This is a genomic window from Rathayibacter sp. PhB151 (genome assembly GCF_004366415.1).
Classification (GTDB): domain Bacteria; phylum Actinomycetota; class Actinomycetes; order Actinomycetales; family Microbacteriaceae; genus Rathayibacter; species Rathayibacter festucae.
Genome location: NZ_SOEN01000011.1, coordinates 131635 through 157609, shown reverse-complemented (window position 1 = coordinate 157609; position 25975 = coordinate 131635). Strand labels below are relative to the sequence as shown.

Sequence of the window (25975 nt, the reverse complement as noted above, 5' to 3'; positions counted from 1 at the left end):
GGCGGACGCTCAGGCCGTCGGCTCGGCGAGAGCCAGGTCGAGCAGCATCCGCGCGGCGCGGTCCCAGCCCGGCACCTCCCGCGGCGGGACGCGTCGCGGACTGCGCACCGCCGCCTCGATCGCGGCGACCCAGCCGGCCCGGTCGGCCGGGGCGACGAAGACGGCGTCCTCCTCCCGGCCCGCGAGCGCATCGCGCAGTCCCGGGATGTCGGCGGCGAGGACGGGACTCCCGCAGGCGACCGCCTCGAGTGCCGGAAGGCCGAAGCCCTCGTGCCAGGACGGCATCGCGACGGCGTCGGCGCCGGTCAGCAGGGCGGGCAGGTCCTCGTCCGGGACGTAGCCCGACGCGAAGCGGACGTCCGCCCCGCCGGCGACCGCTCGCGCGACGGCGTCGTGGACGTCGCCGTTGTCCCAGCCGTCGCCGCCGACGAGGAGCAGGGTGTGCCCGGCGGGCCTCTCGGCCTCGGCATAGGCGTCGACCAGGGTCGCGAGGTTCTTGCGCTTCTCGATCGAGCCGACGAAGAGGAGGTAGCGCCCGAGCGACTGCGCCTCGCGGGCCCGGGCGACCTCGGCCGCGGTGCGGGCGTGGAAGAGCTCGACGTCGACCGTGGTCGGCAGCACGCGGACGCGGTCCGCGTCGACGCCCAGCGCGGAGGTGATCTCGCGCGCGGAGGAGGGAGTGCCGGTGAGGACGAGATCGGAGCGCCGGAGCCACCGCGGCACCTCCCGCGCGAGCAGCTCGCGGCGCTCGCGGGGGACCAGCTCGGGCAGGACCGCGAAGCAGACGTCGTGCACGAAAGTCAGCGACCGCGAGCGGGCGAGCGGCCAGTTGCGGAAGTTGGGGAAGAAGTAGGCGCCGCGCCCGAGGAGGAGGTCGATCCCCGCGAAGGGGAGCCGCGTCAACGCGCTCCACAGCCGGCGGGGGAGCGGCACCGGGCGCACGCGGAGAGTGCGGAAGCCGAAGCGCTCGAGCGCGTCCGCCTCGCTCGCCGGCACGACGAGCAGCACCTCGGCTCGCGCCGCGACGTCGTCCGTGTCGAGGGCGCGGAGGACCCCGAGCAGGACCCGGCCCACGCCCGTCAGTCGCGGGGCGGTGAGCGCGGTCGCGTCGACCAGCAGCCGGCCGCGCGCTGCGCTCACGGCCGGCTGAGGCGGACTTCGGAGTCGATGTCGACGACGCCGTCGTGCACGGAGGAGCGCTCGACCGTGAAGGTCGCCGCGACCGGGGTACGCGTGGTCTCGCCCTGCGAGAAGGTGCCCGCCGAGGCGTGCACGGCGTAGTTGCCGCCGCCGAGGTGCAGATCGGGCAGGGTGAAGGTGACGGTCATCTCGCCGTCGACGCTCGACAGCGGGGTGCCGATGCGCTCGGTGTTGGTGCCGAAGACGCGCTGCCCGAGGGGGGTGTCGATGCCCATGCCGATGTTCCAGTCGTCGACCGGCCGGCTGGTGCGCACGGTGACGTCGAACTCGAGCGACTCGCCGCTGCGGACGACGATGCCGCCGTGCTCGATCGATCCGCCGCGCAGCCGGCAGTCGAGGATGTCGATGAGGGTCGGGGCCGGCTCGTCCTCGGCGCCAGCGGCGGCCGCCTCGCGCTCCTGACGGGCCTGGCGCCGGTCCTCGAAGCTCTCGCGGAGCACCTGCAGACCCTCCGACGTCTCGCCGTCGAACACGACGTTGCCCTTCTCGAGCACGATCGTGCGGTCGCAGAGCTCGCCGACCTGCTCGAGGGAGTGGGTGACCAGGACGATGGTCTTCCCGGCGCGCTGGAAGGCGCGGATGCGGTCCATGCACTTGCGCTGGAACGGCTCGTCACCGACGGCGAGGACCTCGTCGACCAGCAGGAGGTCGGGATCCGTGTGGATCGCGATCGCGAACGCGAGCCGGACGTACATGCCCGACGAGTAGAACTTCACCTGGGTGTCGATGAACTCGGCGATCTCCGAGAACTCGACGATCGCGTCGAACTTGCCGTCGAGCTCCGCCCGGGACAGCCCGAGGATGGCGCCGTTGAGGTAGACGTTCTCCCGGCCGGTGAGGTCGGGGTGGAACCCGGCGCCGAGCTCGAGCAGGGCGGCGAGGCGCCCGCGGCGCTCGACCGTCCCGGTGGTCGGCTGGACGATGCCGCCGATCAGCTTGAGGAGGGTGCTCTTGCCGGAGCCGTTGGCGCCGATGAGGCCGACGGTGGAGCCGAGCGGGATCTCGAGGTCCACGTCGCGCAGCGCCCAGAACTCGTCGCGGTGCTTGCGCCCGCGGCCGAAGTTGACGATCCGCTCCTTGAACGACTTGTCCTTACGGATCACGAAGCGCTTGGACGCGCCGCGGACGCGGACGACGGTGGGGGTGGCCGTGGGGCCCGAGGCCGACTCCGGCTTGCTGGTGAGGGTCACGATCAGATCTCCTGGGCGAAGTTGCCCTCGAGGCGCCGGAAGATGCGGTGCCCGATCCAGACGAACACCACCCCGACGGCGAAGACGATGAGCAGGCGGAGCGCCATGTCGGGCGGCCAGACCTGGGGGGCGATCTCGTTGCCCTCGATGATGCTGACGCGGGAGCCGTCGCCCCAGATCGCGCGCTGGAAGGCGAGGATCGCGTTGGACATGGGGTTGAAGAGGTACAGCTGCTCGAGCCAGCCCCGGCCGGCGCCGGTCGTGGCGGTCACCACGAAGTTCCACGCGTAGACGATCGGCGACAGCCAGAAGAAGATCTGCAGGCCGACCTCGACGAGGAACTGCACGTCGCGGAGGTAGACGTTCAGCGCCGACAGTGCGAGCGCGAACGCCAGTCCGTAGACCAGGGTGATCGCGAGCGCCGGGAGGATGTAGAGCAGATCCCGGCCGAAGACCAGCGAGCCGGTGAGCACCGCGCCCACCATCAGCACGACGAACTGGACGGCGAAGTTGAACAGGGCCGAGCCGATCGCGGCGACGGGGAAGATCTCCCGCGGCAGGTAGACCTTCTTGATCAGTCCGCCGTTGCCGAGGATCGACGTCGTGCCGGCGGTGACGATCTCGCTGAAGAGCCCCCAGAGCGTGAGCCCGGAGAAGACGAAGATGGCGAAGTTCGGCACGCCGCGCGAGGCGCCGAGGATCTGGCCGATGGCCACGTAGTAGATCAGCAGCATGATCAGCGGCCGGACGAGGCTCCAGACGAAGCCGAGGCTGCTGTCCTTGTAGCGGGACTTGAGCTCGCGGCCGACCAGGAGCCGCAGGAGCTCGCGGTGCCGGAGGATCTCCAGGAGCGAGGCGACGAAGCCGCCGGATCCGCCGCCGACCGCCGAGGTCGTGCCGGCGAGTTGGAAGGGCTCGTCGGCGATGGAGCGTGCGCGATCGACTGGACTGATGGGCATGGAACTCCAAGGTCTCGGCCTCCGCCGTGCGACGGACCGCATCATTATACGTGCCGACCCGAGCGCCACGGCCGGAGCGCGCGCCGACCCCAGCCGCCGCGCGGGTAGTCTTGTCCCCGCTCGCCGACTGAACGACACGAACGAGGTGTTCGCCATGCCCACGCAGCCATCCGACGTCCCGCTGGAGCCTGTGGCCCAGAGTGCCGGCGACCCGGTCCCCGAACTCGGGGGCTCCGCCGAGGAGGCGCCGATCTCCGCCGACCCGAGCCTCCAGGCCCTCCGGCCGGACGAGGCCCCCTCGAGCGAGGACCTCCCGGGCGACGACGCCGACGAGGTGCGCCGTCTGCGCACCCAGGTCGACGCCCTGCTGAACGACCCCTTCGACCTGTGGGTCGAGCGGATCCAGGTCGGCGGGGTGACCGCCAGCGGCTTCGAGCACACCCTCTCCTGGCGGGTCACCAAGCCCCTGCGCCTGGTCCGCACCTTCCAGATCCGGGTCCGGCAGCTCGGCCTGCCGGGCGCGATCGGCCACTCGGCGCGCTTCGCCAAGCGCCGGCTGTCCGGTCGGGCGCGATGAGCGAGGGCACCGCCGCCGCGCGCGCGGAGCGATCCGAGGCGATGCTGCAGCGCCTCGAGCAGATCGGAGCGCTCCTCTTCGACGAGGACACCCGCCGCTCCCTGCTCGCCCGCGGCCCGGGCCCGTACCTCGACGAGGTGGCCCGGGAGATCCGGCTCCGCGGCGACGACGAGCTGACCTGGGTGGCGCTGGTCTCCTTCACCGCCGCCTACCCCACCAGCGAGCTCTTCCAGTGGTTCCGGCGCGCGATCGCGCTGGCCCCCGAGGAGGCGGCGCTGCGCATCTTCATGGAGGCCGGCTCGCGGACCGCGACCGGCTTCGCCGACCTCGGAGCGAGGGTCGAGGTCGTCACCGGCGCCGTCCTCGTGGACGTCGACTTCCCCGCCCGGCACGGCCACAACACCGGCGTGCAGCGCGTCGTGCGCCAGACCGTCTCGCGCTGGGACGCGACGCACGACATCATCCCGGTCGCCTGGGTGCACGGCTCCTTGTCCTTCCGCCGGCTCAGCCCGATCGAGCGGGAGCGCGTCGTCGACTGGGCCGCGTCCGACCGTCGCGCCTGGCGCCACGGCGACCCCGAGCGCACCGAGTTCGTGGTGCCGTACCGCTGCGTCGTCGTGATCCCCTCCGTCCCCGAGTACAACCAGTGCGGGCCGCTGTCCGCGCTCGCGGAGCACTCCGGCAACGAGGTCGTGATCCTCGGGCACGACGCCATCCCCGTCATCAGCGCCGACACGGTCCCGCCGGAGGAGACGGTGCGCTACGTCAACTTCCTCTCGGTCGTGAAGCACGCCGCACGGGTGGCGACGGTGAGCTCGGCGGCCGCACTGGAGTACGGCGGCTTCGTCCGCGCGCTCCCCGCCCAGGGCCTGGTCGGTCCCTCGGTGCAGGCCGTGCCGCTGCCGGTCGAGCTGCCCGACGGGATCCGCGCGGTCGGCGGGACGACGTCGTCGATGCCGCTCGTGCTCTGCGTGGGCAGCCAGGAGCCGCGCAAGAACCACCTCGCCGTGCTGCACGCCGCCGAGGTGCTCTGGCGCGCCGGGCTGCGGTTCCGCCTGCGCTTCATCGGCGGGGCGAACCCGTGGTCGCACCAGGTCTTCGATCCGCGCGTGCGCGAGCTCGTGGCGGTCGGCCGGCCGGTCGAGGTCCTGCGCGGAGTCGGCGACGACGTGCTCGTCGCCAGCTACCGGGAGGCGCGGTTCCTCGCGTTCCCGTCCCTGCACGAGGGCTACGGACTGCCGGTGGCCGAGGCGCTCTCGATCGGCCTGCCCGTCCTCACCTCGAAGTTCGGCAGCACGGCCCAGATCGCCGAGCACGGCGGCTGCGTGCTCATCGACCCCGCGTCCGACGACGAGCTGATCGACGCCATGCGGGCGCTCCTCACGGACGCCGAGCTCCTCGAGCGGCTGCGCCGCGAGGCCGTGGAGCGCCCGGTGCGCACCTGGGACGACTACGCCGCGGAGCTGTGGGAGGCCCTCATCGCTCCGTCGGCCTTCCTCGACTCGGCGCCGATCGACTCGGAGCCGCTCGACTCGGAGCCGTTCGAGCCGGAGGCCGCCGGACCCGAGCGCCTCGATCCCGAGTCCACAGAGCCTGAGGAGGCGCGCCGTGCGCAGTAAGCAGTACCTCATCGAGCGTCTCTCGACCCTCGTCCGCACCCTCGCCCCCGCGGTCGAGCCGCTCTCGAGCGTCGACGCGCTCACCGGGCAGCTGAGCGTCCTCCTCCCGGCCCCGAGCGACCGGGAGGTCTGGCTCGTGCTGTCCGTGCTCCGCGGGACGCTGCCGCGTCGCGAGGACGTCGTCGACGGCCGCCGCCGAGCGCGGCTCGGCGGCACGGCGGAGCTGCTGCGCCACGCCGCGTCCACGATCGCCTCGGACCGCGTCTTCGCCCGGTTCCACCACCCCGACGTCGAGGTGGTCGTCGGGGCCGTCGTGATCGACGTCCACCACACCGCGCGGACCGGTCTCGCGACCGGGATCCAGCGCGTCGTCCGGCAGAGCATCGCCCGGTGGTCCCGCGACCACGAGGTCCTGCTCGCCGGCTGGGACAGCACGCACGAGTCGCTCGTCCTGCTCACCCCGGAGCAGAGCCGGAACGCCGTCGCCGGCGACGTCCGCGACGCCCAGGAGGACCGCTCCCGCGTCATCGTCCCGTGGGAGTGCACCTACATCCTCCCCGAGCTCGCGGTCGAGGACGAGCGGACCTCCCGCATCGCGGCGCTGGCCGAGTTCAGCGGCAACCGCACCGGCACCATCGGCTTCGACTGCGTCCCGGTCACCACCGCCGAGACGGCGAGCACCGGCATCAGCGCGGCCTTCTCGCGCACCCTCGTCGCGGTCTCGCACATGGACCGGATCGCGACGATCTCGTCCGCGGCCGCGACCGAGTACTCGGGCTGGCGCCACATGCTGGGCAGCATCGGAGTGGCGGGGCCGGACATCCGGCCGATCCTCCTGCCGTCGCAGCCCGAGGACGTCACCGAGCAGGAGCTGGCCACCGCCGCCCGCTCGCTCGTGACCGAAGGTCTCCCGCTCGTGGTGTGCGTCGGCAGCCACGAGCCGCGGAAGAACCACCTCGCCGTCCTGCACGCGGCCGAGCTGCTCTGGCGGCGCGGTCTGGAGTTCAGCCTCGTCTTCATCGGCGGCAACGCGTGGAACAGCGCGGAGTTCCTCTACCGGCTGGAGGTCCTCGAGGGCTTCGGGCGCCCGGTGCGCTCGCTGTCCTCGATCACCGACGCCCTGCTCTGGAGCGCGTACCGCCTGGCGCACTGCACGGTCTTCCCCTCGATCAACGAGGGCTACGGCCTGCCCATCGTCGAGTCGCTCTCGGTGGGGACGCCGGTGATCACCTCGGGCTTCGGCAGCATGCGCGAGGTCGCGTCCGAGGGCGGCGCCCTCTTCGTCGATCCGCACGACGACCAGGACATCGCCGCCGCGCTCGAGCGGCTCCTGACCGACACGGCGCTGCACGAGCGGCTGACCGCCGAGGCCCTGGCGATCGACGGCGGGACGTGGGACCAGTACGCGGAGCGCGTCTGGGACTACCTCGTCGAGGGCGCCGGGACGACGGAGGGCGTCGCCTCCGACGACGCGTCCGTCGCAGGACGGTCGTTCGCCGACGCGGAGTGAGCCGGCCCGGCCCCGAGCGGGGCCGGGCCGCGGTTCAGTTCGCGGCCCGGGCCAGCTCGAGGTCGTTCTCGACCATGCGGGCGACGATCTCCTCGAAGGCGACCGTCGGCGCCCAGCCGAGTTCCGCCCGGGCCTTCGACGCGTCGCCGCGCATCTCCGGGGCGTCGACGGGGCGGGCGAAGCGCGGGTCGATCCGGATCCGGTCCTCCCACTCGTCGATGCCGGCGGCCGCGAAGGCGGCGCCGACGAACTCGCGGACGGAGTGCGCGACGCCGGTCGCGACGACGTAGTCGCCGGCCGCCTCGGCGCGCGAGGCGCGGACGAGCGCGTCGACGTAGTCGGGCGCCCAGCCCCAGTCGCGGCGGGCGTCGAGGTTGCCGAGCGAGAGCTCGGTCGCGGTCCCGGCGGCGATCGCGGCGACGCCGGCCGTGATCTTCCGGGTCACGAAGCTCTCGGGGCGGCGCGGCGACTCGTGGTTGTAGAGGATCGCGGAGGACGCGTGCAGGCCGCGACCGCGGTAGACGCCGACGAGGAGGTGCGCGAACGCCTTCGCGGCGCCGTACGGCGACACGGGGCGGATCGGCGTCGACTCCGTCTGCGGGTTCTCCGTGGCGGCGCCGAAGATCTCCGAGGAGGAGGCCTGCACGAAGCGGACCTCGCGGCCCGCGGAGTCCTGCAGGGCCAGCGACGCCTCGAGCAGGGCGGCGACCGCGGTGCCGGTGACCTCGGCGGTCAGCACCGGCTCCTGCCAGGACTGCGCCACCGAGGAGATCCCGGCGAGGTGGAAGACCGTGTCGGGCCGCGCCTCGGCGATCACGCGGCCGAGGCCCGCGGCGTCGCGGAGGTCGCCCTGGAAGGGGCGGACGGACGCGGGCAGGGAAGCGTCCTCGTCGCGCACGAGCGCGGAGACCTCCCAGCCGTCGGCGAGCAGACGCTCGACGAGGTAGCCCCCGTCCTGTCCGCTCGCCCCGGTGACGAACGCTGCGGGCACGGCGGCTACTTGATCAGCGCGGACTGCTCGGCGAGGTCGTTCTCGACCATCATCGAGACCAGCTCGGGGAAGGAGACCTTCGGCTGCCAGTCGAGCACGTCGCGCGCCTTCGCCGGGTCGCCGATGAGCAGGTCGACCTCGGCCGGGCGCATGAACGCGGGGTTCTGCGTGACGTAAGGGGTCCAGTCCTCGATGCCGACGTGGTTGAAGGCGATGTCGAGGTACTCGCGGATCTCGTGGGTCTCGCCGGTGGCGACCACGTAGTCGTCGCCCTCGGGCTGCTGCAGCATCCGCCACATCGCGTCGACGTAGTCGCCGGCGAAGCCCCAGTCGCGCTTGGCGTCGAGGTTGCCGAGCTCCAGCGTCTCCTGGAGGCCGAGCTTGATGCGGGCTACCGCGAGGCTGATCTTGCGGGTGACGAACTCCGGGCCGCGGCGGGGCGACTCGTGGTTGAAGAGGATGCCCGACGAGGCGTGCATGCCGTAGGACTCGCGGTAGTTGATGGTCATGTAGTGACCGAAGACCTTGGCGACGCCGTAGGGCGAGCGCGGCCAGAGGAGGGTCTCCTCGCTCTGGGGGACCTGCTGGACCTTGCCGAACATCTCGGACGAGGACGCCTGGTAGAACTTCACGCGCGACATGTCGTCGCCGGCGTAGAGGCGAACGGCCTCGAGGATGTTGAGCACGCCCTTGCCGGTCACGTCGGTCGTGAGCGACGCGTTCTCCCACGAGTAGGCGACGAACGAGATCGCGCCGAGGTTGTAGACCTCGTCGGGCTGCGAGGCGGCGAGCACGCGCACGAGGCTCGACACGTCGGTGAGGTCACCGGTGAGCAGCGTCACCTCAGGGACGGTGCGGCGGACGAGCTCGTACTTGGGGTTGTTCTGCCCTCGGACGAGCCCGAAGACCTCGTAGCCCTTCTCGAGCAGCAGCTCGGCGAGGTAGAGGCCGTCCTGGCCGGTGATTCCGGTGATCAAAGCGCGGGGCACGTGGTGGTCCGTTTCGTCGGGGTCGGTGACAGCGGGCTACATACTACCCACCGGCCTCCGCCGCGCCGCGGAGCACCCGCCGGGGGGCGCTCCGCGGCGCCGAGGGCGGGCGCGGGTAGTCTGACCCGGCCCTCACCACGAGGGAGCCTCGATCCGATCGGACGCCATGCCGGAACGCCTCCCCGTCACGCTCGCCGTGCTCACCGTCGACCCGGGCGGGATGGGCGGCGGCGAGACCTACGCTCGCGCGCTCACCCGCCTCCTCGTGACGCGGCCGGGAGAGGAGGGGCTGCGCGTGCAGGCGCTCGTCCCCGAGAACGCCCGCGGCTTCAGCGAGGGCGTGCCCGAGATCGTCGCCGAGGGCGTCGTCAGCGGGGCCGGCCACCGGCGCCGAGCGACGGGCATGCTGCAGGCGCTGCTGCGCACCGTCCGGCTCCGGCGCCTGCTCGGGCCGGACGAGATCCTCTACTTCCCCTTCACCGTCCCGCTGCCCTGGCCGTCGCGGCGGCAGGGGCACGTGCAGATGCTCTTCGACCTCCAGCACCGGGACCTCCCGCAGCTCTTCCCGCGCGTCGAGCGCGTCTTCCGGCGGATCGCCTACGAGGCCACCGCGCGCCGAGCCGACGCGATCATCACCATCAGCGCGTTCACCAAGGGGCGGATCGTCGAGCTGCTCGGCATCCCGGAGGAGCGGATCCACGTCTCCCACCTCGGGGTGGACACCGAGCGCTTCCGCCCGCACCTGGGCGCACGCGAGGACTTCGTCTTCTACCCGGCGCGCGCCTGGCCGCACAAGAACCACGCGCGGCTGTTCGAGGCGATGCGCCTGCTCCGCGCCGAGGGCCACGATCTGCGGCTCGTCCTGACCGGCGGCGACCTGGAGAAGCTCGGCCCGCTGCCCGATTTCGTCGAGTGGCGCGGGCACGTGGGCACCGAGGAGCTGGCGGAGCTCTACCGGCGCGCCGCCGTCCTCGCCTTCCCGAGCCTCTACGAGGGCTTCGGCTTCCCGCCGATCGAGGCGATGGCCTCCGGCTGCCCGGTCGCGGCCGCCGACTCCGGCTCGCTGCCCGAGATCTGCGGCGACGCCGCGGTACTCGTCGATCCGCTCGAGCCGCGCTCGATCGCGGACGGGATCCTCGAGGCGATCGAGCGCTCCGCCGAGCTCGGCGCGAAGGGCGTCGAGCGCGCGGCCCGGTTCAGCTGGGAGCGCTGCCGGGAGGAGCACCTGGCGGTGCTATGGGCTGTCGCGGCAGCCCGCCGGGCCGGTCGCCGGGGTGCAGGAGCCGCCGCCAGCTGAGCCCCTGCGCGGCGCGCATCGCGCAGATCACCAGCAGCAGCCAGCCGGCGTCGACGAGGAGCGAGCTCTCCGCGAGCGAGGTGACGACGAGGACGCTGAGCACCAGCACCGGCCAGACGTGCACGACCGCCTTGCGCTCGGAGGCGATGATCCACGAGCGCCAGAGCGCGAGGCCGACCAGCACGAGGAAGAGCGCGACCCCGACGACGCCCACCTGCAGCGCCAGGTCGAACACCGCGTTCAGGCTGGAGGAGTGCGGCCGCCCGGAGAGGAAGTCGATCGCGTTGAACGGGTACAGGTCGGTGCGCCAGTAGCCCACCCAGCCCCAGCCGATGATCGGCGCCAGGTCGGTGAAGCGCCAGACCTGCTGCCAGAGCGTGACCCGGAACTCGAACTCGCTGCCCGCGTTGAGCAGGTCGACGATCCGGAAGCGGAAGAGCCCGGCGGTGAGCGCGGACGCCACGAGCACCGCGAGCGTCGTGTACTGCCGTCGTCGGCGCTGCTCGCCGGTGGCGCGGCGCACCCAGCGCAGGATCAGCGCGACGACCGCCGCCACGACGAGCACTCCGGCGCTGACCGCCGAGCGGGTGAGCACCAGGGTGACCGCGGCGAGAGCGAGGGAGGCGAGGGCCGGGCCGCGCGCCACGGACCGGGTCATCAGCTCGACCGAGAAGGTGACGACCGCCAGCAGGCAGACCAGCCCGAGCTGGTTGCGGGTGCCGACCAGCCCCTGGATCGGGCCGCCGGCGGCCAGGAGGCCCTCGACGCCGAGGAAGTGCAGCGGCCGGTCGATCAGGGCGCCGGAGAGCACCTCGACGGCCAGCGAGCCGATCAGCACGAACCGCATCACGTCGCCGACCGCGCGGATCACCTGGATGATGTCGCGGGTGAGGCCGATCGCGATCGCGAGGAAGGCGAGGGCGAGCTGGTAGAGAACGCTCGAGGCGGTGGCCCACTGGTAGCCGCTCCACAGCGTGCTGAGGGCGATCCAGCCGAGGAAGACCAGGATGCTGGTCGGCAGCAGCCCCTCCCAGTCGAGCAGCTCGCGCCGCAGCACGAGCATGACGGCCGCGAGGGCGGTGAGCGTCGCGATCGCCGCGATGTAGCCGGGCCAGCCGATCATCCCGCGCACGGCCGGCGCGCAGAGCACGACGACGAGGGAGGTCTGCGCGAGGGCCGCCGCGAACTGCGGGGACGCCAGGGCGTCCGCGAGGGCGGCCGGCAGCGCCGACGGCCGTCCGCCCCTCATCGGACGGCGCGCTGGCCGGCGAGGGGGATCGGCTCGGCGGTGAGCGCGTCCTCCTCCTCGTTCGCGGGCTGCTTGGTCAGGACCGCCAGGGCGGCCAGCAGGAGCCAGCCGCTCTCGATCAGGAGCCGGCTCTCGAACAGCGCCTGCGCGAGGAGGGCGGCGAGCAGCAGCAGCGGCGCGAGCGACACGGCAGAGTAGGGCAGCGCCGTCGTCGCGCTGCGGCGCGGCCGGTCGACGGCGCGGAACCAGGCGCGCCAGAGGGTGGAGACGACGAGGGCGGTGAAGAGCACGAGCCCGACTAGGCCGAGCTGGAACCAGACGTCGAGCCAGGTGTCGTGCGCCTGCAGGTAGAGGACGCCCTTGCGCTCGGCGAGGGTGTCGAACGGGGCGGCCCAGGGCGCCCAGTAGCTGACCCAGCCCCAGCCGAGGACGGGCCGCTCGGCGGCGAGCGCCCAGACCGAGCGCCAGATGTCGAGCCGGCCGGTCGCGTCCTCGCTCTTGCCGAGCAGGCCGAGCAGGGCGCCCCAGCCGGCGATCGCGCAGCCCGCGAGCACGACGGCGGTCGCCGCGGCCGTGACGTAGACGGGCCGCCGCTCCGACTCGCCGCGGCGCCGCGCCCAGAGCGCGAAGCCCGCGGCCGCCGCGACGGCGACGACGCAGAGCAGCACGGTGGCGGAGCGGGTGAGCAGGAGCGTCGCGGCGAACAGGACGATCCAGACGACGCCCCAGCGGGGACGGAGGCTGCGCGCGGCCAGCTCGATCAGCACGACGATCAGGCCGAGCAGCGCGAGGAAGCCGAGCAGGTTGCGGTTGCCGACGAGGCCCTGGATCGGCTCGCCGGTGAACAGGGCGGCCTGCGACCAGTAGAAGGCGTCCGGGATGCGGCCGGCGGGGAGGTCGATGACGAACGGCAGCACGGGCGCGCGGACGACGACCGCCACGACGAGCTCGAACAGGAGCGAGCCGCCGACGGTGATCCGCAGCGCGCGGCCGAGGGCGGTGACGAACTGCGCCGTGCTGAGCGTCAGGGCGAGGGCGACTGCGCCGAGCGAGGTGGCGAGCTGCGCGACGACGCCGATCGCGCTCGCCCCGGGGTACGCGGACCAGAGCAGCGAGAGCACGGCGAGGGCGAGGAAGGCGACGAGCGCCTTGGGCGTCCGGCTCCAGCGCAGCCGTGGCCGCACCCGGACCAGCAGCACGACGACGCCGACCAGCAGCGCCGCGACGACGACGCCCCAGCCCCACCAGCCCGCGAGGTTCCGCAGCGCCTGGCCGCCCAGCATCACCGTGAGCACGGCCACCGCGAGCGCTCGGGGAGCGGCGGGCGCGGCGCGTCGGATCATGGCGAACAGTCTAGGGAGCGGGCGGCCGGCGAGCGGGCGGGCTGCGCTTCAGACGAACGCCGCGCTGCCCGTGATCGCGCGTCCGACGATCAGGGTGTTCATCTCCCGGGTGCCCTCGTAGGAGTACAGGGCCTCCGCGTCGGCGAAGAACCGGGCGACGCCGTAGTCGAGGACGATGCCGTTGCCGCCCATCACCTCGCGGCACCAGGCGACCGTCTCGCGCATCCGCGCCGTCGTGTACGCCTTCGCGAGCGCGGAGTGCTCGTCGCGCTGCTCGCCCGCGTCGAGCATCTCGGAGACCCGGGTGGCCAGGGCGATGCTCGCGGTGATGTTGCCGATGCTCTTCACCAGCAGGTCCTGCACCAGCTGGTGCCCGACCAGCGGCTTGCCGAACTGGACGCGCTCGCGGGCGTAGCGCAGGGCGGCGTCGTAGGCGCCGATCGCGACGCCGATCGCCTGCCAGGCGACCTCGGCGCGGGTCAGGCGGAGGACCTTCGCCGTGTCGCGGAACGAGTTCGCGCCCTGCAGGCGCAGCGACTCCGGCACGCGGACGCCCTCGAGCACGATGTCGGCGTTCTGCACGGTGCGCAGGCTCTGCTTGCGGGCGATGGCCGTGGCGCGGTAGCCCGGGGTGCTCGTCGGGACGAGGAACCCCTTCACCTGGCCGTCGGCGACGTCCTTCGCCCAGATCACGGTGACGTCGCTGAAGGTCGCGTTCCCGATCCAGCGCTTCTCGCCGTCGAGGATCCAGGTGTCGCCCTCGCGGCGGGCGGTGGTGCGCAGGCCCTGCGCGGAGTCGGAGCCGGAGTGCGGCTCGGTGAGGCCGAAGGCGCCGATCACCTCGCCCGAGGCGAGCTTCGGCAGCCACTCGGCCCGCTGCTCCTCGGAGCCGGCGACGCCGACGGTCCCCATCACCAGGCCGTTCTGCACGCCGACGTAGGTGGCGATGCTCGCGTCGACCCGGCCGAACTCGAGGGCGACCCAGCCGCGGAACACCGACGAGTTCTCGATCGTCCGCGTCTCGGGCCAGGAGAGGCCGATCACGCCGGTGGCGTGGATCCCGGGGATGAGCTGGCGCGGGAACTCGGCGCGCTCCCAGTACTCGTCGGCGATCGGGCGGACCTGCTCCTCGAGGAACGCGCGGACGCCCACGAGGAGCTCCTTCTCGGCGGGGGTGAGCCGCGACTCGAAGCCGTAGAAGTCGGCGGTGAGCAGTTCGAAGGTCGTGCTGTCCATGGTTCATCGCTCCATCGCTCGGGCGCGCAGCGACTCGGCCCGCAGGAGCGGCGGCGGTGCGGCTCCTCCCAGCGTACGAAGGGGGCGGACGGCCGGCGCGGACGCTGGCGATCGGCGCCAAGCGGCGGCCGGTCCTCCGGGGCCGCTCTTGTAGATCCTGCTAGCGTCGGGCCCGGGCCGCCCCGGCAGGGTCCGGACGGCGCAGCCCCGCATCCCGCCTCGCAGCCCGCCCCGGAACGGAAGGCCTCCGCCGTGTTCATCCCGATCGGCAACACCCCCCGCGACTACGCCTGGGGCTCGCTCACCGGCATCTCGGACGCCCTCGGCACCGCGCCGTCCGGCCGACCCGAGGCGGAGCTCTGGCTCGGCGCGCACCCGGGCTCGCCGGCCCGCATCCTCGACCCCGCCTCCGTCGGCGCGTCGACCCTCGCCGAGTGGATCGCCCGCGAGCCGGAGACGGCGCTCGCCGGAGTCGCCGGCTCGGTCGACCCCGTGTCCGGCGCACCGCGGCTGCCGTTCCTGCTCAAGATCCTCGCGGCGGGCGCACCGCTCTCGCTCCAGGCGCACCCGTCGTCGGAGACGGCGCAGCGCCGGTTCGTCGAGGAGGACGAGGCCGGCGTCCCGCGCGACGCGGCCGAGCGCAACTACAAGGACCCGTTCCACAAGCCCGAGCTGATCTACGCGCTCACCGAGAGCTTCGACGCGCTCTGCGGGTTCCGCGAGCTCGACGGCACCCGGGCGCTGCTCGCGGAGCTGGCCGGCCGTGCCGCGGGGGAGGGGGCGGCGGCGATCACGCGTTTCGCCGGCGAGCTCGACGGCGAGCCGTCGGTCGTCCTGCGGCGCGCCGTCTCCTGGCTGCTCGCCGACGGCGACCGCGCGGAGGTCGCGGCCCTGATCGCCGCCGTGGTGGGAGCGTCGGAGGGCGACGACCGCCTCGAGACGGCGACGGTGCTCTCGCTCGCCGAGGCCTACCCGGGCGACCCGGGCGTCGTGCTCTCGCTGCTGCTCAACCGCGTGCGGCTCGCCCGCGGCGAGGTGCTCTACCTGCCCGCCGGCAACATCCACGCCTACCTCGCGGGCACGGGGGTCGAGCTGATGGCCGCCTCCGACAACGTCCTGCGCGGCGGGCTCACGCCCAAGCACATCGACGTGCCCGAGCTGGTCAGCGTTCTCGAGTTCTCGCCGCTGCCGGTGCCGTACCTGCCGGCCGAGGAGCCGGCGCCCGGGCTGCGCGTCTACCGGCCGGACGTGCCGGACTTCCTGCTCGCCGTCGTCGAGCCGGCCTCGGACGAGCCGGTGCGCGTCGAGCTCGACGGACCGGCCATCGCGATCGCCACCGCCGGGTCCTTCACCGTCCACGGCGCCGAGGGCTCGGTCGAGGTCGAGCGCGGCGGCAGCGTCTACGTCACGCCGTCGGAGCGCGCCCTCTCGGTCACCGGCCGCGGCACCCTCTTCGTCGCCACGGTCTGACGGGCGGCTCTTCGGCCCACCGTGCTTGCGGTGGTGGATCTCGATACGCCCGCTGCGCGGGCTACTCGATCAGCATGGACGGCCGCCCCACCCATGCTGGTCGAGCAGCCCGCAGGGCGCACCATGCTGGTCGAGCAGCCCGCAGGGCGCACCATGCTGGTCGAGCATGCCGCCGGGCGCACCATGCCGATCGAGCAGCGCGCAGCGCGCACCATGCTGGTCGAGTAGCGCGCAGCGCGTATCGAGACCCACCGTCACCGGGTCGGTGGGTCCCGGCGCCGGTCAGGAGGCGGCCGCGGCCGCCGTCGCGAAGGTGCGGCGGTAGGCGGCGGGCGTCGTCTGCAGCACGCGGGCGAAGTGGTGGCGGAGGACGGCGGCGGTGCCGAAGCCGACGCGGGCGGCGATCGCCTCGAGGGTGAGGTCGGACTCCTCCAGCAGCTGCTGGGCGCGGAGGAGCCGCTGGCGGTTCAGCCAGGCCAGCGGCGTGGTGCCCAGGTCGGCGCGGAAGCGGCGGGCGAAGGTGCGCGGCGACATCAGCGCTCGACGGGCGAGGTCGTCGACGCTGAGCTCCTCGTCGAGGTGGCGCAGCATCCACTCGGTGACGTCGGCGAGCGAGTCCGCGCGCGCCTCCGGGATCGGCGTCGGGATGAACTGCGCCTGGCCGCCGTGGCGCTGCGGCGGCACCACCATGCGGCGCGCGACGACGTTCGCGGCCGCGGCGCCGAGCTCCTCGCGGACGATGTGCAGGCACGCGTCGATCCCGGCCGCGGTCCCGGCGCCCGTGACGATCCGGCCCTCCTGCACGAACAGGACGTCCGGGTCGACCTCGACCGCCGGGTGGCGCCGGGCGAGCTCGTCGGCGTGCATCCAGTGCGTCGTCGCCCGTCGCCCGTCGAGCAGTCCCGCCTCGGCCAGCACGAAGGCGCCGCTGCAGACGCTCACGATCCACGCCCCGCGCTCGTGGGCGCGGCGCAGCAGGGCTAGCACGCGCTCGTCGGCGGGGCCGATCGGGTGCGCCGGCACCGCGATCAGGTCGGCGTCCTCGGCCGCCTCGAGGCCGTCGGCGATCATCAGCTCGAAGCCGAGCGAGGTGCGCACCGGCCCCGGATCCGCGGTCGCGATCCGGAAGTCGAACACCGGCCCGCCGTGGTCGCGCCGGTCGATCCCGAACACCTCGCAGACCACGCCGAACTCGAACGGGGCGACCCCGGGCAGGGCGAGGACGGCGACGGAGCGGAGCACGACGGCAGGATATCGCGACACCACGAGATCCCGCCACCTGGCCCGCGCCGCCCCGCCGCTAGGGTTGCGTCGGTGCGCGCGCGGCGCCCGTCATCGAGGAGGATCCACATGGCATGGCTGGTCACCGGGGGAGCCGGGTACATCGGAGCGCACGTCGTGCGCGCGTTCGCCGAGCAGGGCATCGACCCCGTCGTCCTCGACGATCTGTCGTCCGGGCACGAGGGCTTCGTCCCCGAGGGCGTGCCGTTCCACCGCGGCTCGATCCTCGACGAGGCGCTGCTGGACGAGGTCTTCGCGCAGCACGACATCGAGGGCGTCGTCCACGTCGCCGGCTTCAAGTACGCGGGAGTCTCGGTGCAGCGCCCGCTGCACACCTACGAGCAGAACGTCACCGGCACGATGCGCGTGCTCGCCGCGATGGAGCGCGCCGGCGTCCGCTCGATCGTCTTCTCCTCCAGCGCCGCGGTGTACGGCGCGGTCGACGTCGAGCTCGTCACCGAGAGCACCCCGAAGAGCCCCGAGTCGCCCTACGGCGAGTCGAAGCTGATCGGCGAGTGGCTGCTCGCCGATGCCGGCCGCGCGCACGGGGTGCGCCACGCGTCGCTCCGCTACTTCAACGTCGTCGGCTCCGGCTACCCGGACGTCTACGACACCAGCCCGCACAACCTGTTCCCGCTGGTGTTCGAGGCGCTGCTGGCCGGACGGACGCCGCGCATCAACGGCGACGACTACCCCACTCCGGACGGCACCTGCGTCCGCGACTACATCCACGTCGCCGATCTCGCGCTCGCGCACGTCGCGGCGGCCCGGCGCCTGGCCGCCGGCGAGCCGATCGAGCCCGTCTACAACCTCGGCAGCGGAACCGGCGCCTCGGTCGGCGAGATCATGACCGCGATCGCCGACAGCACCGGCATCGCCTTCACCCCGGAGGTCGCGCCGCGCCGCCCGGGAGACCCGCCCCGCATCGTCGCCTCGGGCGAGACCGCGGCCCGCGACCTCGGCTGGGAGATGCGCCACACCGTCGCCGAGATGGTGGAGAGCGCCTGGCGCGCCCGGAGCGCCGCGGGGTCCTGACGCCGGCCGGGAGCTTCGACACGGTCGCGACACGCCGGTGTGTCGTGAACCCTCCACGGCGGGTTGAGGGTTTATGGTCCGCGACTTGACCTCAGCGAATGACACCGGTGTAATTACTGAGGCGGCCCACCCTCCGGGAGGAGCCGGTCGCCGATCATGTTCGCGGGCGGGGTAGGAGACGGTATGGCGATTCCCGACAGCGTCTCTGGCAGCGACGGAGGCTTCGGAAGCGACAGAGGCTTCGGAGACGACGCAGGCCCCGGCAGCGACCGGGCCTCCGGCATGAGCGCCGTCCCCGAGGACTGGTTCGTCGATCCCGTCCGCCTCGGTGTCCCCGGCGTCCGCCAGGGCATCGACTCGGGCAGCGAGGCGCCCGGCGGCGCCCTCTCCTGGCAGGTCGACTCGCTCTGCGCGCAGACCGATCCGGAGGCGTTCTTCCCCGAGAAGGGCGGATCCACGCGCGACGCGAAGAAGATCTGCACCTCGTGCGAGGTCCGGGCGCAGTGCCTCGAGTACGCGCTCGAGAACGACGAGCGCTTCGGCATCTGGGGTGGCCTCTCCGAGCGCGAGCGCCGCAAGCTGCGCCGTCGGGCGTGACGACCGCCGCTCACCGGGGGCGGCGAGCCGCCGCGGGGCGCCGCGCGCCCATCGCTTAGGGTGGTCCGCGATGTATCCCCGAGTAACCGCCGTCCTGGTCGCCCACAACGGCGCGGCCTACCTGGAACGCACCCTCGCGGCTCTGCGGGCCCAGACCCGACAGCCCGATGCGACCGTGTTCGTCGACGGCGGCTCGAAGGACGCGACCGGGGAGCTCCTCTCCGGCTGGGGTCCGACGCAGTTCGTCCAGGTCGCCGAGAACCTCCCGTTCGGCCAGGCCGTCGCCCGCGCGGTGCGCGTCATGCAGGCGCCGACGGGGGAGGACGAGTGGCTGTGGCTGCTCGCCGCCGACTCCGCCCCTGAGCCGGGTGCGCTCGCCGCGCTCCTCGGCGCGGTCGAGGTCGCGCCCTCCGTCGCGGTCGCCGGGCCGAAGGTCATGGACTGGACCCGCTCCGGCTACATCCGCAGCTACGGCGAGTCGATCACCAACTACGGCACCACCGTCCACCTCGTCGAGGACGAGCTCGACCAGGGCCAGCACGACGCGACGCCCGACGTGCTGGCCGTCGCCGCCGGCGGCATGCTCGTGCGGCACGCGCTCTGGGAGGAGCTGGGCGGCTTCGACCCCGGGCTGCCCGTGGTCGACGACGCCCTCGACTTCTCGATCCGCACCCGCCTCGCCGGTCACCGGGTCAGCCGCGTCCCCGACGCGCGGGTCACCACCGCCCGCATCGGACTGCAGCGTCCGGACGGTCGCCGGATCGACAGCGGGGAGCGGCGGCGCGCCCGCCAGCACCGCACCGCGCAGCTGCACCGCCGCCTCGCCTACGCCCCGGTGGCGCTGCTCGTCGTGCACTGGCTCTCGCTCGTGCCGCTCGCCGTCGGCCGCGCGGCCGTCCGGCTCCTGCGCAAGCAGCCCGGCCTCGTCGGCGGCGAGCTGCTCGCCGCCTTCGTCGTCGCGTTCGGCGGCACCAAGGTCTTCCACGCCAGACGCGTGCTCCGCTCGTCGAAGAACGTCGGCTGGAAGGCCATCGCGCCGTTGCGCATCCCGCTCGACGTGGTCCGCCAGCTCCGCTCGGTCCGCCACGACGCCGTCCGGGTGCAGGCCAGCCGCGAGCGCCACCCGCTGCACTTCTTCCAGGGCGGCGGCGTCTGGATCGTCCTGGTCGCCGCGATCGCCGGGCTGATCGTCTACGCCCGCCTGCTCGCGGCCACCGCCATGGGCGGCGGCGGTCTGCTCACCCTCTCGCCGTCGGTCGGCGAGCTGTGGCGGAACGCCGCGTACGGCTGGCGCGACCTCGGCTCCGGCTTCATCGGCGCGGCGGACCCGTTCGCCGCCGTGCTCGCCGTGCTCGGCTCGCTCACGTTCTGGGCGCCGAGCTTCTCCATCGTCCTCCTCTACCTCACGGCTCTGCCGCTCGCGACGATGGGCGCGTGGATGATGATCGCCCGCCTCACCGCGCGGCCGATCGCCCGCGGCGCCGGCGCTTTCGTCTACCTGCTCGCGCCGGCCTTCTTCGCCGCGCAGTCCGAGGGCCGCCCGGCCGCGATCCTGGTGCACGTCCTGCTGCCCTGGCTCTTCTTCGCCGGATTCGGCGCCTACCGCTCCTGGTCGTCCTCAGCGACCGCGTCGATCCTCGCGGCGGCGGTCGTCGCCTGTGCGCCGGTGCTCGCGATCCCGCTCGCGGTGATCTGGATCGTCGTGCTCGCCACCTCCGGTCGCCGGATCGGCCGCTTCGCCGGACTGCCGATCCCGGCTCTGGCGCTGCTCTTCCCGATCATCGTCGCGCACGCCCAGCGGGGCGACTGGTTCGCGATCCTCGCCGACCCGGGCGTGCCGCTGCCGACCGGCCGGGTCGACTTCTTCTCGCTCGTCGCCGGCTTCCCCTCGGGCTTCACGACCGGCTGGCTGGAGCTCCTCGGCGGTCTGGGCGTCCCCGCGTCGGCGGCCGGTCTCGCGACCGCGGTGCTCGTGCTGCCGCTGATCATCTCGGCGCTCGCGGCGCTGCTGCTGCCGAACAACCTCTCCGCCCTCGGCGGCGTGGGCGTGGCCGCCGCCGGTCTGCTGACCGCCGCGCTCGCGCAGGACGTCCAGGTGGTGACCACCGGGTCCGAGGCGGTCGCCGTCTGGAGCGGCACGGGCCTCAGCCTGTACTGGCTCGGCCTGGTCGTCGGCTTCTCGCTCTCGGTCGCCGCGCTGCCGTCCTACCGGGTCGTCCCGGCTCTGGTCGTCACGGCCGCCGCGGTCGTGGCGGTCGCTCCGCTGGCGGTGCTGTTCCCGATGGGCGGCGGGACCGTGACGACCGCCGGCTCCGATCGCTCGCTGCCGGCGTACGTCGCGGCGGAGGCGCAGAACGAGCCGCGGGTGGGCACGATCGTGCTCGTCCCGCAGTCGGACGGCGGGATCCTCGCGCGGCTCGAGCGCGGCGCGGGCGCGACCCTCGATCAGCAGTCGACCCTCGCCGCCACCGGCACCGAGCAGACCGACGCGATCGACGAGCTCGCGGGCAACCTCGTCTCGCGCACCGGCTACGAGGTCGGAACGGCGCTGCAGGATCTCGGCGTCCGCTTCGTCGTGCTCGCCCCGCCGGCCGGCGCCGACGCCGGCGACGCGGCCTCGGCCGTCAGCGCCCGCGCCGCGGTCTCGCTGGACGGGAACGCCGCGTTCTCCGCCGTCGGCGACACCCAGTACGGCCTGCTCTGGACCGCCGTCGACACCGAGGGCACCCGGATCGACGCGGCGCCGCAGGGCGTCGTCGGCCCGTTCGGCGTGGCCTACACGATCGCGCTGCTCATCGTCTTCCTGGTCGCGTTCCTGCTGGCCGTCCCCACCGGCCTCTCGCTCGAGCGGTCCCGCTCGGGAGCCGCCGTCGCGGGGATCGACGACGAGCCGGGCGAGGCGACCGGCCAGTTCGACGACGGGACCGACGATGCCTGATCCGTCCGTGCCCGATCCGTCCGTCCCCGAGCGCTCCGTGCCCGGTTCCGACATGCCCGGTTCCGACGTGCCCGATCGCTCCGTGCCCGATCCCGACGTGCCCGATCCCGTCGTGCCCGATCCCAATGTGCCCGATCCCACGGAGTCCGATCCGGCGGGTCCCGGTCGCTCCGCGGCCGATCCCGCGGTGCCCGCTCGCCCCGCGGCCGAGCCGTCCGCGCCCGGCCGCTCCGAGCCTGATCCCGCCGACCAGGAGAAGCGCATGACGCCGACCCCGCCCCGCCCCTCGCGCGCCGAGCGGCGCGCCGATCGCTCCGCCGCGAAGCCCGGCCGGGACACCCCCGCAGCCGCTCCGAAGCGCGACCGGACCGTCTCGGCCGCTCGCCGCCGCAGGACCGCGCTCCGCACAGCCGCCGGCGTCGCGGGGCTCGCCCTCGCGGGCGCCGCGGTCGTCCTGCCCCAGATCCTCCCCGGGCCGCTCGCGAGCCGGGCCGCCGACGGCGTCGTGGTCACCCCCGTGGCGGCCGACGGAGCGCTCGTCTGCGCGGGCGACCTGATCGACGCGAGCGACCCCGAGGAGCTCAGCGCCCTCGGCGAGTCGGGCAGCTCGCTCTGGCCGCAGGACGCGACGGGCGACGCCTCGGCGCTCGAGGAGGCCGACGTGGCCTCCCCGGGCACGGGGATCACCCGGGTCGACGTCCCCGCCGAGTCCGATCCGACTCCCGGCGGCGTGACGACCCAGTCGATCGCGACGGAGGAGCTGTTCGGCCTCTCGGCACTCGGCTGCGCCGAGCCGTCCGCCGACAGCTGGCTCGTCGCCGGATCGACCGACGTCGGCCGGACCTCGACCCTCGTCCTCGCGAACGCCAGCGAGGTGGCGGCGACTGTCGACCTCACCCTCTACGGCGAGAACGGCGTCGTCCCGGCGACCGGAGCGACCGGCATCGTCGTCCCCGCCGGCACCGTCCGAGCCCTCCCGCTGGCCGGGCTCGCCCCCGACGTGCTCCAGCCGGTCGTCCGGATGACCGCGCGCGGCGGCGAGATCGCGGCGAGCATCCAGAGCAGCGTCATCTCCGGCCTGACTCCGCAGGGTGTCGAGACGACCGGCCCCGCGGCCGCGCCGTCCACGCTCGCCGTCATCTCCGGCTTCACCGTCGCGTCGCCCCCGGCCGACACGGCGGGCGACGACGGCACCGGAGGCGACGGCACCCCGGTCCTGCGGATCCTCGCCCCCGGCGAGGCGGACAGCACGGTCTCGATCGAGGTCGCGAACGAGGACCCGAGCGGTACCGGCACCTCGACCCAGGTCGTCGTCCCGGCCGGCCGCGTCGGCGAGGTCCCCCTCTCCGGCCTCGCGGACGGCTCCTACCGCGTCACGCTCACCTCCGACCAGCCCGTCGTCGTTGCCGGCCGCACGACGTCGACCGGTACCGCCGGGACCGACTTCGCCTGGTTCGTGTCGGGGACGGCGACCGACGTGCCCTTCGGCGTCGGCAACACCCGCGAGACCGGAGCCGTCCTGCACCTCGCGAACGGCAGCGACTCCTCGGCGTCGGTGCAGCTCGAGTCCGAGACCGGGACCCGCACCCTCGACATCGGCCCCTTCGCCTCGGTGTCCGCCGAGCTCGGCGTCGACCCCGTGGTCGTCACCAGCGACCAGCCGGTGCAGGCGTCCGTCTCGATCGCGAACGAGGGGCGCATCGCGGGCTACGCGATCGTGCCGCCCGGACCGCTGTCCTCCCCGGTCACCGTCTACTCGCACTGAGCGGCCGGCGGCGTCCCGGAGGCGCCGCCCGGCTCAGTGGGGCCGGACGCTCAGTGGTGCCGGAACCGGTCCGGCGAGATGTCCCACGGGTCGCGGCCGAGCAGCTCGGCGACCGCGCGGAAGACGTAGCTCTCGATCATCATCCGCTGGTGCCATTCGTCACGGCGGTGCAGCTTCGCCAGCCGCTCGATCGGGACGCGGTACAGCGTGATCCGCCGCGCGGCGTGGTCGACCCGCCAGCGGGCGATGCCCGTGCCCTCGAGCCGGGCCGGATCGACGTCGGGCGTGGAGGCGAGCTCCACCCGGATCCCCGCGAGCTCGTCCGGCCAGGCGTCGCGCAGATAGTCGAAGGCGGAGCCGATGGTGGTCTCGAAGAAGTCGGCGCGGGTCTGCAGCGGCGGCAGGTGCGGGCCGGTCACGGCGCCGCGGATGCCCCGGCCGTGCCGGTCGCGCGAGCCGCCGCGCACCGAGCTCGACTGACGAGCGGTGGAACGGCGTGCGCGGGGCATTGGACCAGCTTATTGCCCCGGAGCCTCTTGCTACTGTGGCGCGATGGACCGACGGCAGTGCTCGCGCACCGGGTGCAGCCTCCCCGCGGTCGTGACGCTCACCTACGACTACCGGGACTCGCTCGTGGCGGTCGGGCCGCTCAGCCCGCAGCCCGATCCGCACGGCTACGACCTGTGCGCCGAGCACGACCGGCGGCTGCTGGTGCCCCGGGGCTGGGAGACCGTGCGCTACCTCGAGCCGCCGTCGGCCTGAGCGTCCTGCGGAGCCGGAGCGCCCGATGCAGCCGGAGCGCCCCGCGGAGCCCGAGGCGCCTCGCGCACCGGGAAGCCGCGCGGCGCGTCCGCGAGCACCGGCGCGAGCCGGCTCATCCGCCGGTCGACGAGCTCCAGCGCCCGCTCCTCGCGGCGGCGGCGCAGCGCGGCGACCGCGAGCAGGAAGTCCTCGGCGGGCGCAGCCGGCAGCGGCGAGACGAACGCGGCGGCCTCCTGCGCCAGCGAGCGGGCGAGCTGCGAGCGCGAGGGCTCGGTCATCCCGGTGCGCTGGCGGAGGAACTGTGCGAGCCGGCGCGCCAGGGCGTCGGGCAGCCGCGCCACGTCGGCGGTCGCCGCCCAGCCGGCGAGCGGGGCCGGGACCTCGACGACGAGCGGGGGCGCGGCGGGCACCCGCTCGAGCTGGCTGTGCGTGCCGGCGAGCACGTCGCCGAGCCGGCGCGAGCGGCGCGACAGCAGACCCACCACCGCGGCCAGCCCGCCGGCCGTCATCACGATCTCGAGCACGCCGGTGAGACCCCGGACGAGGGCGTGGCGGAAGCCGATCGCGCCGCCGTCGTCGCGGACGACCCGGGCGCCGACGGCGAGCTTGCCGAGCGAGCGCCCCCGCGTCGCGGTCTCGACAGCGACGGGCACGAGCACGATCGAGAGGACGAGTGCGGCGATCGCGACGGCGGCCGTGGCGGCGGGGTCGAGTCCGCCGTCCCCGGCCAGGACGAAGACCAGGTAGAAGAGACCGAGGGCGAGCAGGAACTCCGCGACGAGGTCGATGATCGCGCCGGCGGCCCGCAGGACGAACGAGGTGACGGGGATCTCGAGGGCGATCGCCTCGCCGGTGACCAGGCCCGCCGTGTCGAAGCCGGCGCTGTCGAGGCGGGCGTCGTCGCGGTCGTCGGACATGCAGCAGCTCCCTCGATCGTCGGCCCCGGCTATCATCTCAGCAGATGGACATCGATGCTCTCTCGGCCGCGCGCGGCGGCCAGTGGACCCGCCTGGACGAGCTCGCGCGCAAGCGCCGGCTGACCGGCGGCGAGGCCGACGAGCTCGTGGAGCGCTACCAGTCCGCCTCCGCCGATCTCGCCGCGATCTCCTCGACCGCGGGGTCGACCGCCGTGGGCACGCGCCTGGCCGTCTCGCTCTCGCGAGCGCGGGGCCGCCTGACCGGGACGCGCGAGGATCCGCTCGCCGCGGTCGCCCGCTTCGCCGTCGTCTCGTTCCCCGCCGCGCTGTACCGGATCCGCTGGCTGACCCTGGCCGTCGCGCTGGCGACCGTGCTGGTCGCCGGCCTCTTCGCGGTCTGGATCCTCGGCGACCCGCGCCTGCTCGCCGCGCTCGGCGACGACGAGCAGCTGCGCCGCTTCGCGCAGGAGGACTTCGTCGACTACTACTCCGAGAACCCGGCCGCGTCCTTCGCCGGCCAGGTGTGGACCAACAACGCCTGGATCGCGGCGCAGTGCGTCGCCTTCGGCATCGTCGGCGTCTACGTGCCGTACATCCTGCTGCAGAACGCGCAGAACCTCGGCACCTCGGTCGCCGTGATGTTCCACGTCGGCGAGGGCGACACCTTCTTCCTCTACATCCTCCCGCACGGCCTGCTCGAGCTGACGGCGGTCTTCGTCGCCGCGGCGGCCGGGCTGCGGATCTTCTGGGCCTGGATCGCGCCCGGGCCGCGCACCCGGGGGCAGGCGCTCGCGGAGGACGCGCGGAGCCTGTTCACGGTCGCGATCGGGCTGGTCTTCGTGCTGCTCGTCTCGGGCGTGATCGAGGGCTTCGTGACGCCTGCGCCGTGGCCCTGGTGGCTGAAGATCGGCATCGGCGCGCTCGCGCTCGGCGGCTTCATCGCCTACTTCCTGGTGCTCGGCGGGCGGGCCGTGCGGGCGGGGGAGACGGGCGACCTCGGCCGCTTCGACGCCGGCTCGCGGAGCATCAGCGAGGGCTGAGCGCGAGGTC

At 73.8% G+C, this 25975-nt stretch carries 23 protein-coding genes; 12 read left to right on the top strand and 11 right to left on the bottom strand.

The genetic code is table 11. The annotated features are described in order from the left end of the window. Window positions 1-9 precede the first annotated feature (9 nt). Genes EDF35_RS18840 through EDF35_RS18830 form a run of 3 tightly spaced genes read right to left on the bottom strand, consistent with a single transcriptional unit; the run spans window position 10 to window position 3349 of the window. The gene (locus EDF35_RS18840; RefSeq protein ID WP_133963425.1) at window positions 10-1140 is read right to left on the bottom strand and encodes a glycosyltransferase family 1 protein; all 1131 of its coding nucleotides are present in this window, start codon (window positions 1138-1140) and stop codon (window positions 10-12) included. Further along, window positions 1137-2390, bottom strand: coding sequence for an ABC transporter ATP-binding protein (locus EDF35_RS18835; RefSeq protein ID WP_123444369.1), 1254 nt, complete (start codon window positions 2388-2390; stop codon window positions 1137-1139). The genes EDF35_RS18840 and EDF35_RS18835 overlap by 4 nt, the downstream gene beginning before the upstream one ends. A gap of 2 nt (window positions 2391-2392) precedes the next feature. After that, the gene (locus tag EDF35_RS18830; protein WP_123444370.1) at window positions 2393-3349 is read right to left on the bottom strand and encodes an ABC transporter permease; all 957 of its coding nucleotides are present in this window, start codon (window positions 3347-3349) and stop codon (window positions 2393-2395) included. A gap of 154 nt (window positions 3350-3503) precedes the next feature. Between EDF35_RS18830 and EDF35_RS18825 the strand changes: the two genes are divergently transcribed. Genes EDF35_RS18825 through EDF35_RS18815 form a run of 3 tightly spaced genes read left to right on the top strand, consistent with a single transcriptional unit; the run spans window position 3504 to window position 7055 of the window. Then, window positions 3504-3926: a hypothetical protein gene (locus tag EDF35_RS18825; protein ID WP_133963424.1), complete on the top strand. Its 423-nt coding sequence runs from the start codon at window positions 3504-3506 to the stop codon at window positions 3924-3926. Further along, window positions 3923-5545, top strand: a complete 1623-nt coding sequence (locus EDF35_RS18820) for a glycosyltransferase (protein WP_133963423.1) — start codon at window positions 3923-3925, stop codon at window positions 5543-5545. The genes EDF35_RS18825 and EDF35_RS18820 overlap by 4 nt, the downstream gene beginning before the upstream one ends. Further along, the gene (locus EDF35_RS18815; RefSeq protein ID WP_133963422.1) at window positions 5535-7055 is read left to right on the top strand and encodes a glycosyltransferase family 1 protein; all 1521 of its coding nucleotides are present in this window, start codon (window positions 5535-5537) and stop codon (window positions 7053-7055) included. The genes EDF35_RS18820 and EDF35_RS18815 overlap by 11 nt, the downstream gene beginning before the upstream one ends. Window positions 7056-7089: 34 nt before the next feature. Here EDF35_RS18815 and EDF35_RS18810 read toward each other — a convergent pair whose 3' ends face one another. Next, window positions 7090-8046 carry a GDP-mannose 4,6-dehydratase gene (locus EDF35_RS18810; protein ID WP_133963421.1) on the bottom strand — a complete coding sequence of 319 codons (957 nt, stop codon included), beginning with the start codon at window positions 8044-8046 and terminating at the stop codon, window positions 7090-7092. Window positions 8047-8051: 5 nt separating this feature from the next. Beyond that, window positions 8052-9035 (bottom strand): GDP-mannose 4,6-dehydratase, encoded by a 984-nt coding sequence (locus tag EDF35_RS18805; protein WP_123444375.1) that lies wholly within the window; start codon window positions 9033-9035, stop codon window positions 8052-8054. 166 nt (window positions 9036-9201) lie between these two features. Between EDF35_RS18805 and EDF35_RS18800 the strand changes: the two genes are divergently transcribed. Continuing rightward, window positions 9202-10332 carry a glycosyltransferase family 1 protein gene (locus EDF35_RS18800; RefSeq protein WP_123444376.1) on the top strand — a complete coding sequence of 377 codons (1131 nt, stop codon included), beginning with the start codon at window positions 9202-9204 and terminating at the stop codon, window positions 10330-10332. On the opposite strand, the gene EDF35_RS18795 is transcribed toward EDF35_RS18800, so the two are convergent. From EDF35_RS18795 to EDF35_RS18785, 3 genes are read right to left on the bottom strand one after another with little or no spacing between them, the layout of a single operon-like run. Continuing rightward, window positions 10232-11581 (bottom strand): O-antigen ligase family protein, encoded by a 1350-nt coding sequence (locus tag EDF35_RS18795; protein WP_123702641.1) that lies wholly within the window; start codon window positions 11579-11581, stop codon window positions 10232-10234. The genes EDF35_RS18800 and EDF35_RS18795 overlap by 101 nt on opposite strands. After that, window positions 11578-12924 (bottom strand): O-antigen ligase family protein, encoded by a 1347-nt coding sequence (locus tag EDF35_RS18790; RefSeq protein WP_133963420.1) that lies wholly within the window; start codon window positions 12922-12924, stop codon window positions 11578-11580. The genes EDF35_RS18795 and EDF35_RS18790 overlap by 4 nt, the downstream gene beginning before the upstream one ends. A gap of 48 nt (window positions 12925-12972) precedes the next feature. Then, the gene (locus tag EDF35_RS18785; protein WP_127886096.1) at window positions 12973-14160 is read right to left on the bottom strand and encodes an acyl-CoA dehydrogenase family protein; all 1188 of its coding nucleotides are present in this window, start codon (window positions 14158-14160) and stop codon (window positions 12973-12975) included. Window positions 14161-14412: 252 nt separating this feature from the next. Here EDF35_RS18785 and manA point away from each other — a divergent pair, with 252 nt between their 5' ends. After that, on the top strand, window positions 14413-15630 hold the full coding sequence (gene manA / locus EDF35_RS18780) for a mannose-6-phosphate isomerase, class I (RefSeq protein WP_133963419.1): 1218 nt from the start codon (window positions 14413-14415) through the stop codon (window positions 15628-15630). Between the two features lie 93 nt (window positions 15631-15723). Then, complete coding sequence (locus tag EDF35_RS21455) at window positions 15724-15858, top strand: hypothetical protein (RefSeq protein WP_279587534.1); 135 nt, start codon at window positions 15724-15726, stop codon at window positions 15856-15858. Window positions 15859-15912: 54 nt separating this feature from the next. Here the strand turns inward: EDF35_RS21455 and EDF35_RS18775 are convergent, their stop codons facing one another. After that, a complete protein-coding gene (locus EDF35_RS18775; protein ID WP_133963418.1) occupies window positions 15913-16872 on the bottom strand; it encodes a helix-turn-helix domain-containing protein in 960 nt (319 codons plus the stop codon). Window positions 16873-16980: 108 nt separating this feature from the next. On the opposite strand from EDF35_RS18775, the gene galE reads away from it, so the two are divergent. From galE to EDF35_RS18755, 4 genes are all read left to right on the top strand, one after another. Further along, window positions 16981-17946 (top strand): UDP-glucose 4-epimerase GalE, encoded by a 966-nt coding sequence (galE, locus tag EDF35_RS18770; RefSeq protein ID WP_123444382.1) that lies wholly within the window; start codon window positions 16981-16983, stop codon window positions 17944-17946. Between the two features lie 282 nt (window positions 17947-18228). After that, window positions 18229-18543: a WhiB family transcriptional regulator gene (locus EDF35_RS18765; protein ID WP_123444423.1), complete on the top strand. Its 315-nt coding sequence runs from the start codon at window positions 18229-18231 to the stop codon at window positions 18541-18543. A gap of 70 nt (window positions 18544-18613) precedes the next feature. Then, a complete protein-coding gene (locus EDF35_RS18760; RefSeq protein ID WP_133963417.1) occupies window positions 18614-21481 on the top strand; it encodes a glycosyltransferase family 2 protein in 2868 nt (955 codons plus the stop codon). Window positions 21482-21743: 262 nt separating this feature from the next. Then, on the top strand, window positions 21744-23246 hold the full coding sequence (locus tag EDF35_RS18755) for a DUF5719 family protein (protein WP_133963416.1): 1503 nt from the start codon (window positions 21744-21746) through the stop codon (window positions 23244-23246). Between the two features lie 50 nt (window positions 23247-23296). Here the strand turns inward: EDF35_RS18755 and EDF35_RS18750 are convergent, their stop codons facing one another. After that, a complete protein-coding gene (locus EDF35_RS18750) occupies window positions 23297-23755 on the bottom strand; it encodes a metallopeptidase family protein (RefSeq protein WP_123734335.1) in 459 nt (152 codons plus the stop codon). A gap of 43 nt (window positions 23756-23798) precedes the next feature. Here EDF35_RS18750 and EDF35_RS18745 point away from each other — a divergent pair, with 43 nt between their 5' ends. Further along, window positions 23799-24008, top strand: coding sequence for a DUF3499 family protein (locus EDF35_RS18745; RefSeq protein WP_123444386.1), 210 nt, complete (start codon window positions 23799-23801; stop codon window positions 24006-24008). On the opposite strand, the gene EDF35_RS18740 is transcribed toward EDF35_RS18745, so the two are convergent. Further along, a complete protein-coding gene (locus EDF35_RS18740) occupies window positions 23984-24925 on the bottom strand; it encodes an RDD family protein (RefSeq protein ID WP_133963415.1) in 942 nt (313 codons plus the stop codon). The genes EDF35_RS18745 and EDF35_RS18740 overlap by 25 nt on opposite strands. Before the next feature lie 44 nt (window positions 24926-24969). On the opposite strand from EDF35_RS18740, the gene EDF35_RS18735 reads away from it, so the two are divergent. Beyond that, on the top strand, window positions 24970-25965 hold the full coding sequence (locus EDF35_RS18735) for a stage II sporulation protein M (protein WP_133963414.1): 996 nt from the start codon (window positions 24970-24972) through the stop codon (window positions 25963-25965). Window positions 25966-25975 lie beyond the last annotated feature (10 nt).

Coding starts and splice junctions, on each gene's coding strand:
- EDF35_RS18760 (WP_133963417.1), top strand. CDS start 18,614: ATGTATCCCCGAGTAACCGCCGTCCTGGTCGCCCACAACGGCGCGGCC.
- EDF35_RS18745 (WP_123444386.1), top strand. CDS start 23,799: ATGGACCGACGGCAGTGCTCGCGCACCGGGTGCAGCCTCCCCGCGGTC.
- EDF35_RS18755 (WP_133963416.1), top strand. CDS start 21,744: ATGACGCCGACCCCGCCCCGCCCCTCGCGCGCCGAGCGGCGCGCCGAT.
- EDF35_RS18785 (WP_127886096.1), bottom strand. CDS start 14,160: ATGGACAGCACGACCTTCGAACTGCTCACCGCCGACTTCTACGGCTTC.
- EDF35_RS18795 (WP_123702641.1), bottom strand. CDS start 11,581: ATGAGGGGCGGACGGCCGTCGGCGCTGCCGGCCGCCCTCGCGGACGCC.
- EDF35_RS18800 (WP_123444376.1), top strand. CDS start 9,202: ATGCCGGAACGCCTCCCCGTCACGCTCGCCGTGCTCACCGTCGACCCG.
- EDF35_RS18735 (WP_133963414.1), top strand. CDS start 24,970: ATGGACATCGATGCTCTCTCGGCCGCGCGCGGCGGCCAGTGGACCCGC.
- EDF35_RS18765 (WP_123444423.1), top strand. CDS start 18,229: ATGAGCGCCGTCCCCGAGGACTGGTTCGTCGATCCCGTCCGCCTCGGT.
- EDF35_RS21455 (WP_279587534.1), top strand. CDS start 15,724: ATGCTGGTCGAGCAGCCCGCAGGGCGCACCATGCTGGTCGAGCAGCCC.
- EDF35_RS18830 (WP_123444370.1), bottom strand. CDS start 3,349: ATGCCCATCAGTCCAGTCGATCGCGCACGCTCCATCGCCGACGAGCCC.
- galE (WP_123444382.1), top strand. CDS start 16,981: ATGGCATGGCTGGTCACCGGGGGAGCCGGGTACATCGGAGCGCACGTC.
- EDF35_RS18820 (WP_133963423.1), top strand. CDS start 3,923: ATGAGCGAGGGCACCGCCGCCGCGCGCGCGGAGCGATCCGAGGCGATG.
- EDF35_RS18825 (WP_133963424.1), top strand. CDS start 3,504: ATGCCCACGCAGCCATCCGACGTCCCGCTGGAGCCTGTGGCCCAGAGT.
- EDF35_RS18790 (WP_133963420.1), bottom strand. CDS start 12,924: ATGATCCGACGCGCCGCGCCCGCCGCTCCCCGAGCGCTCGCGGTGGCC.
- EDF35_RS18740 (WP_133963415.1), bottom strand. CDS start 24,925: ATGTCCGACGACCGCGACGACGCCCGCCTCGACAGCGCCGGCTTCGAC.
- EDF35_RS18750 (WP_123734335.1), bottom strand. CDS start 23,755: ATGCCCCGCGCACGCCGTTCCACCGCTCGTCAGTCGAGCTCGGTGCGC.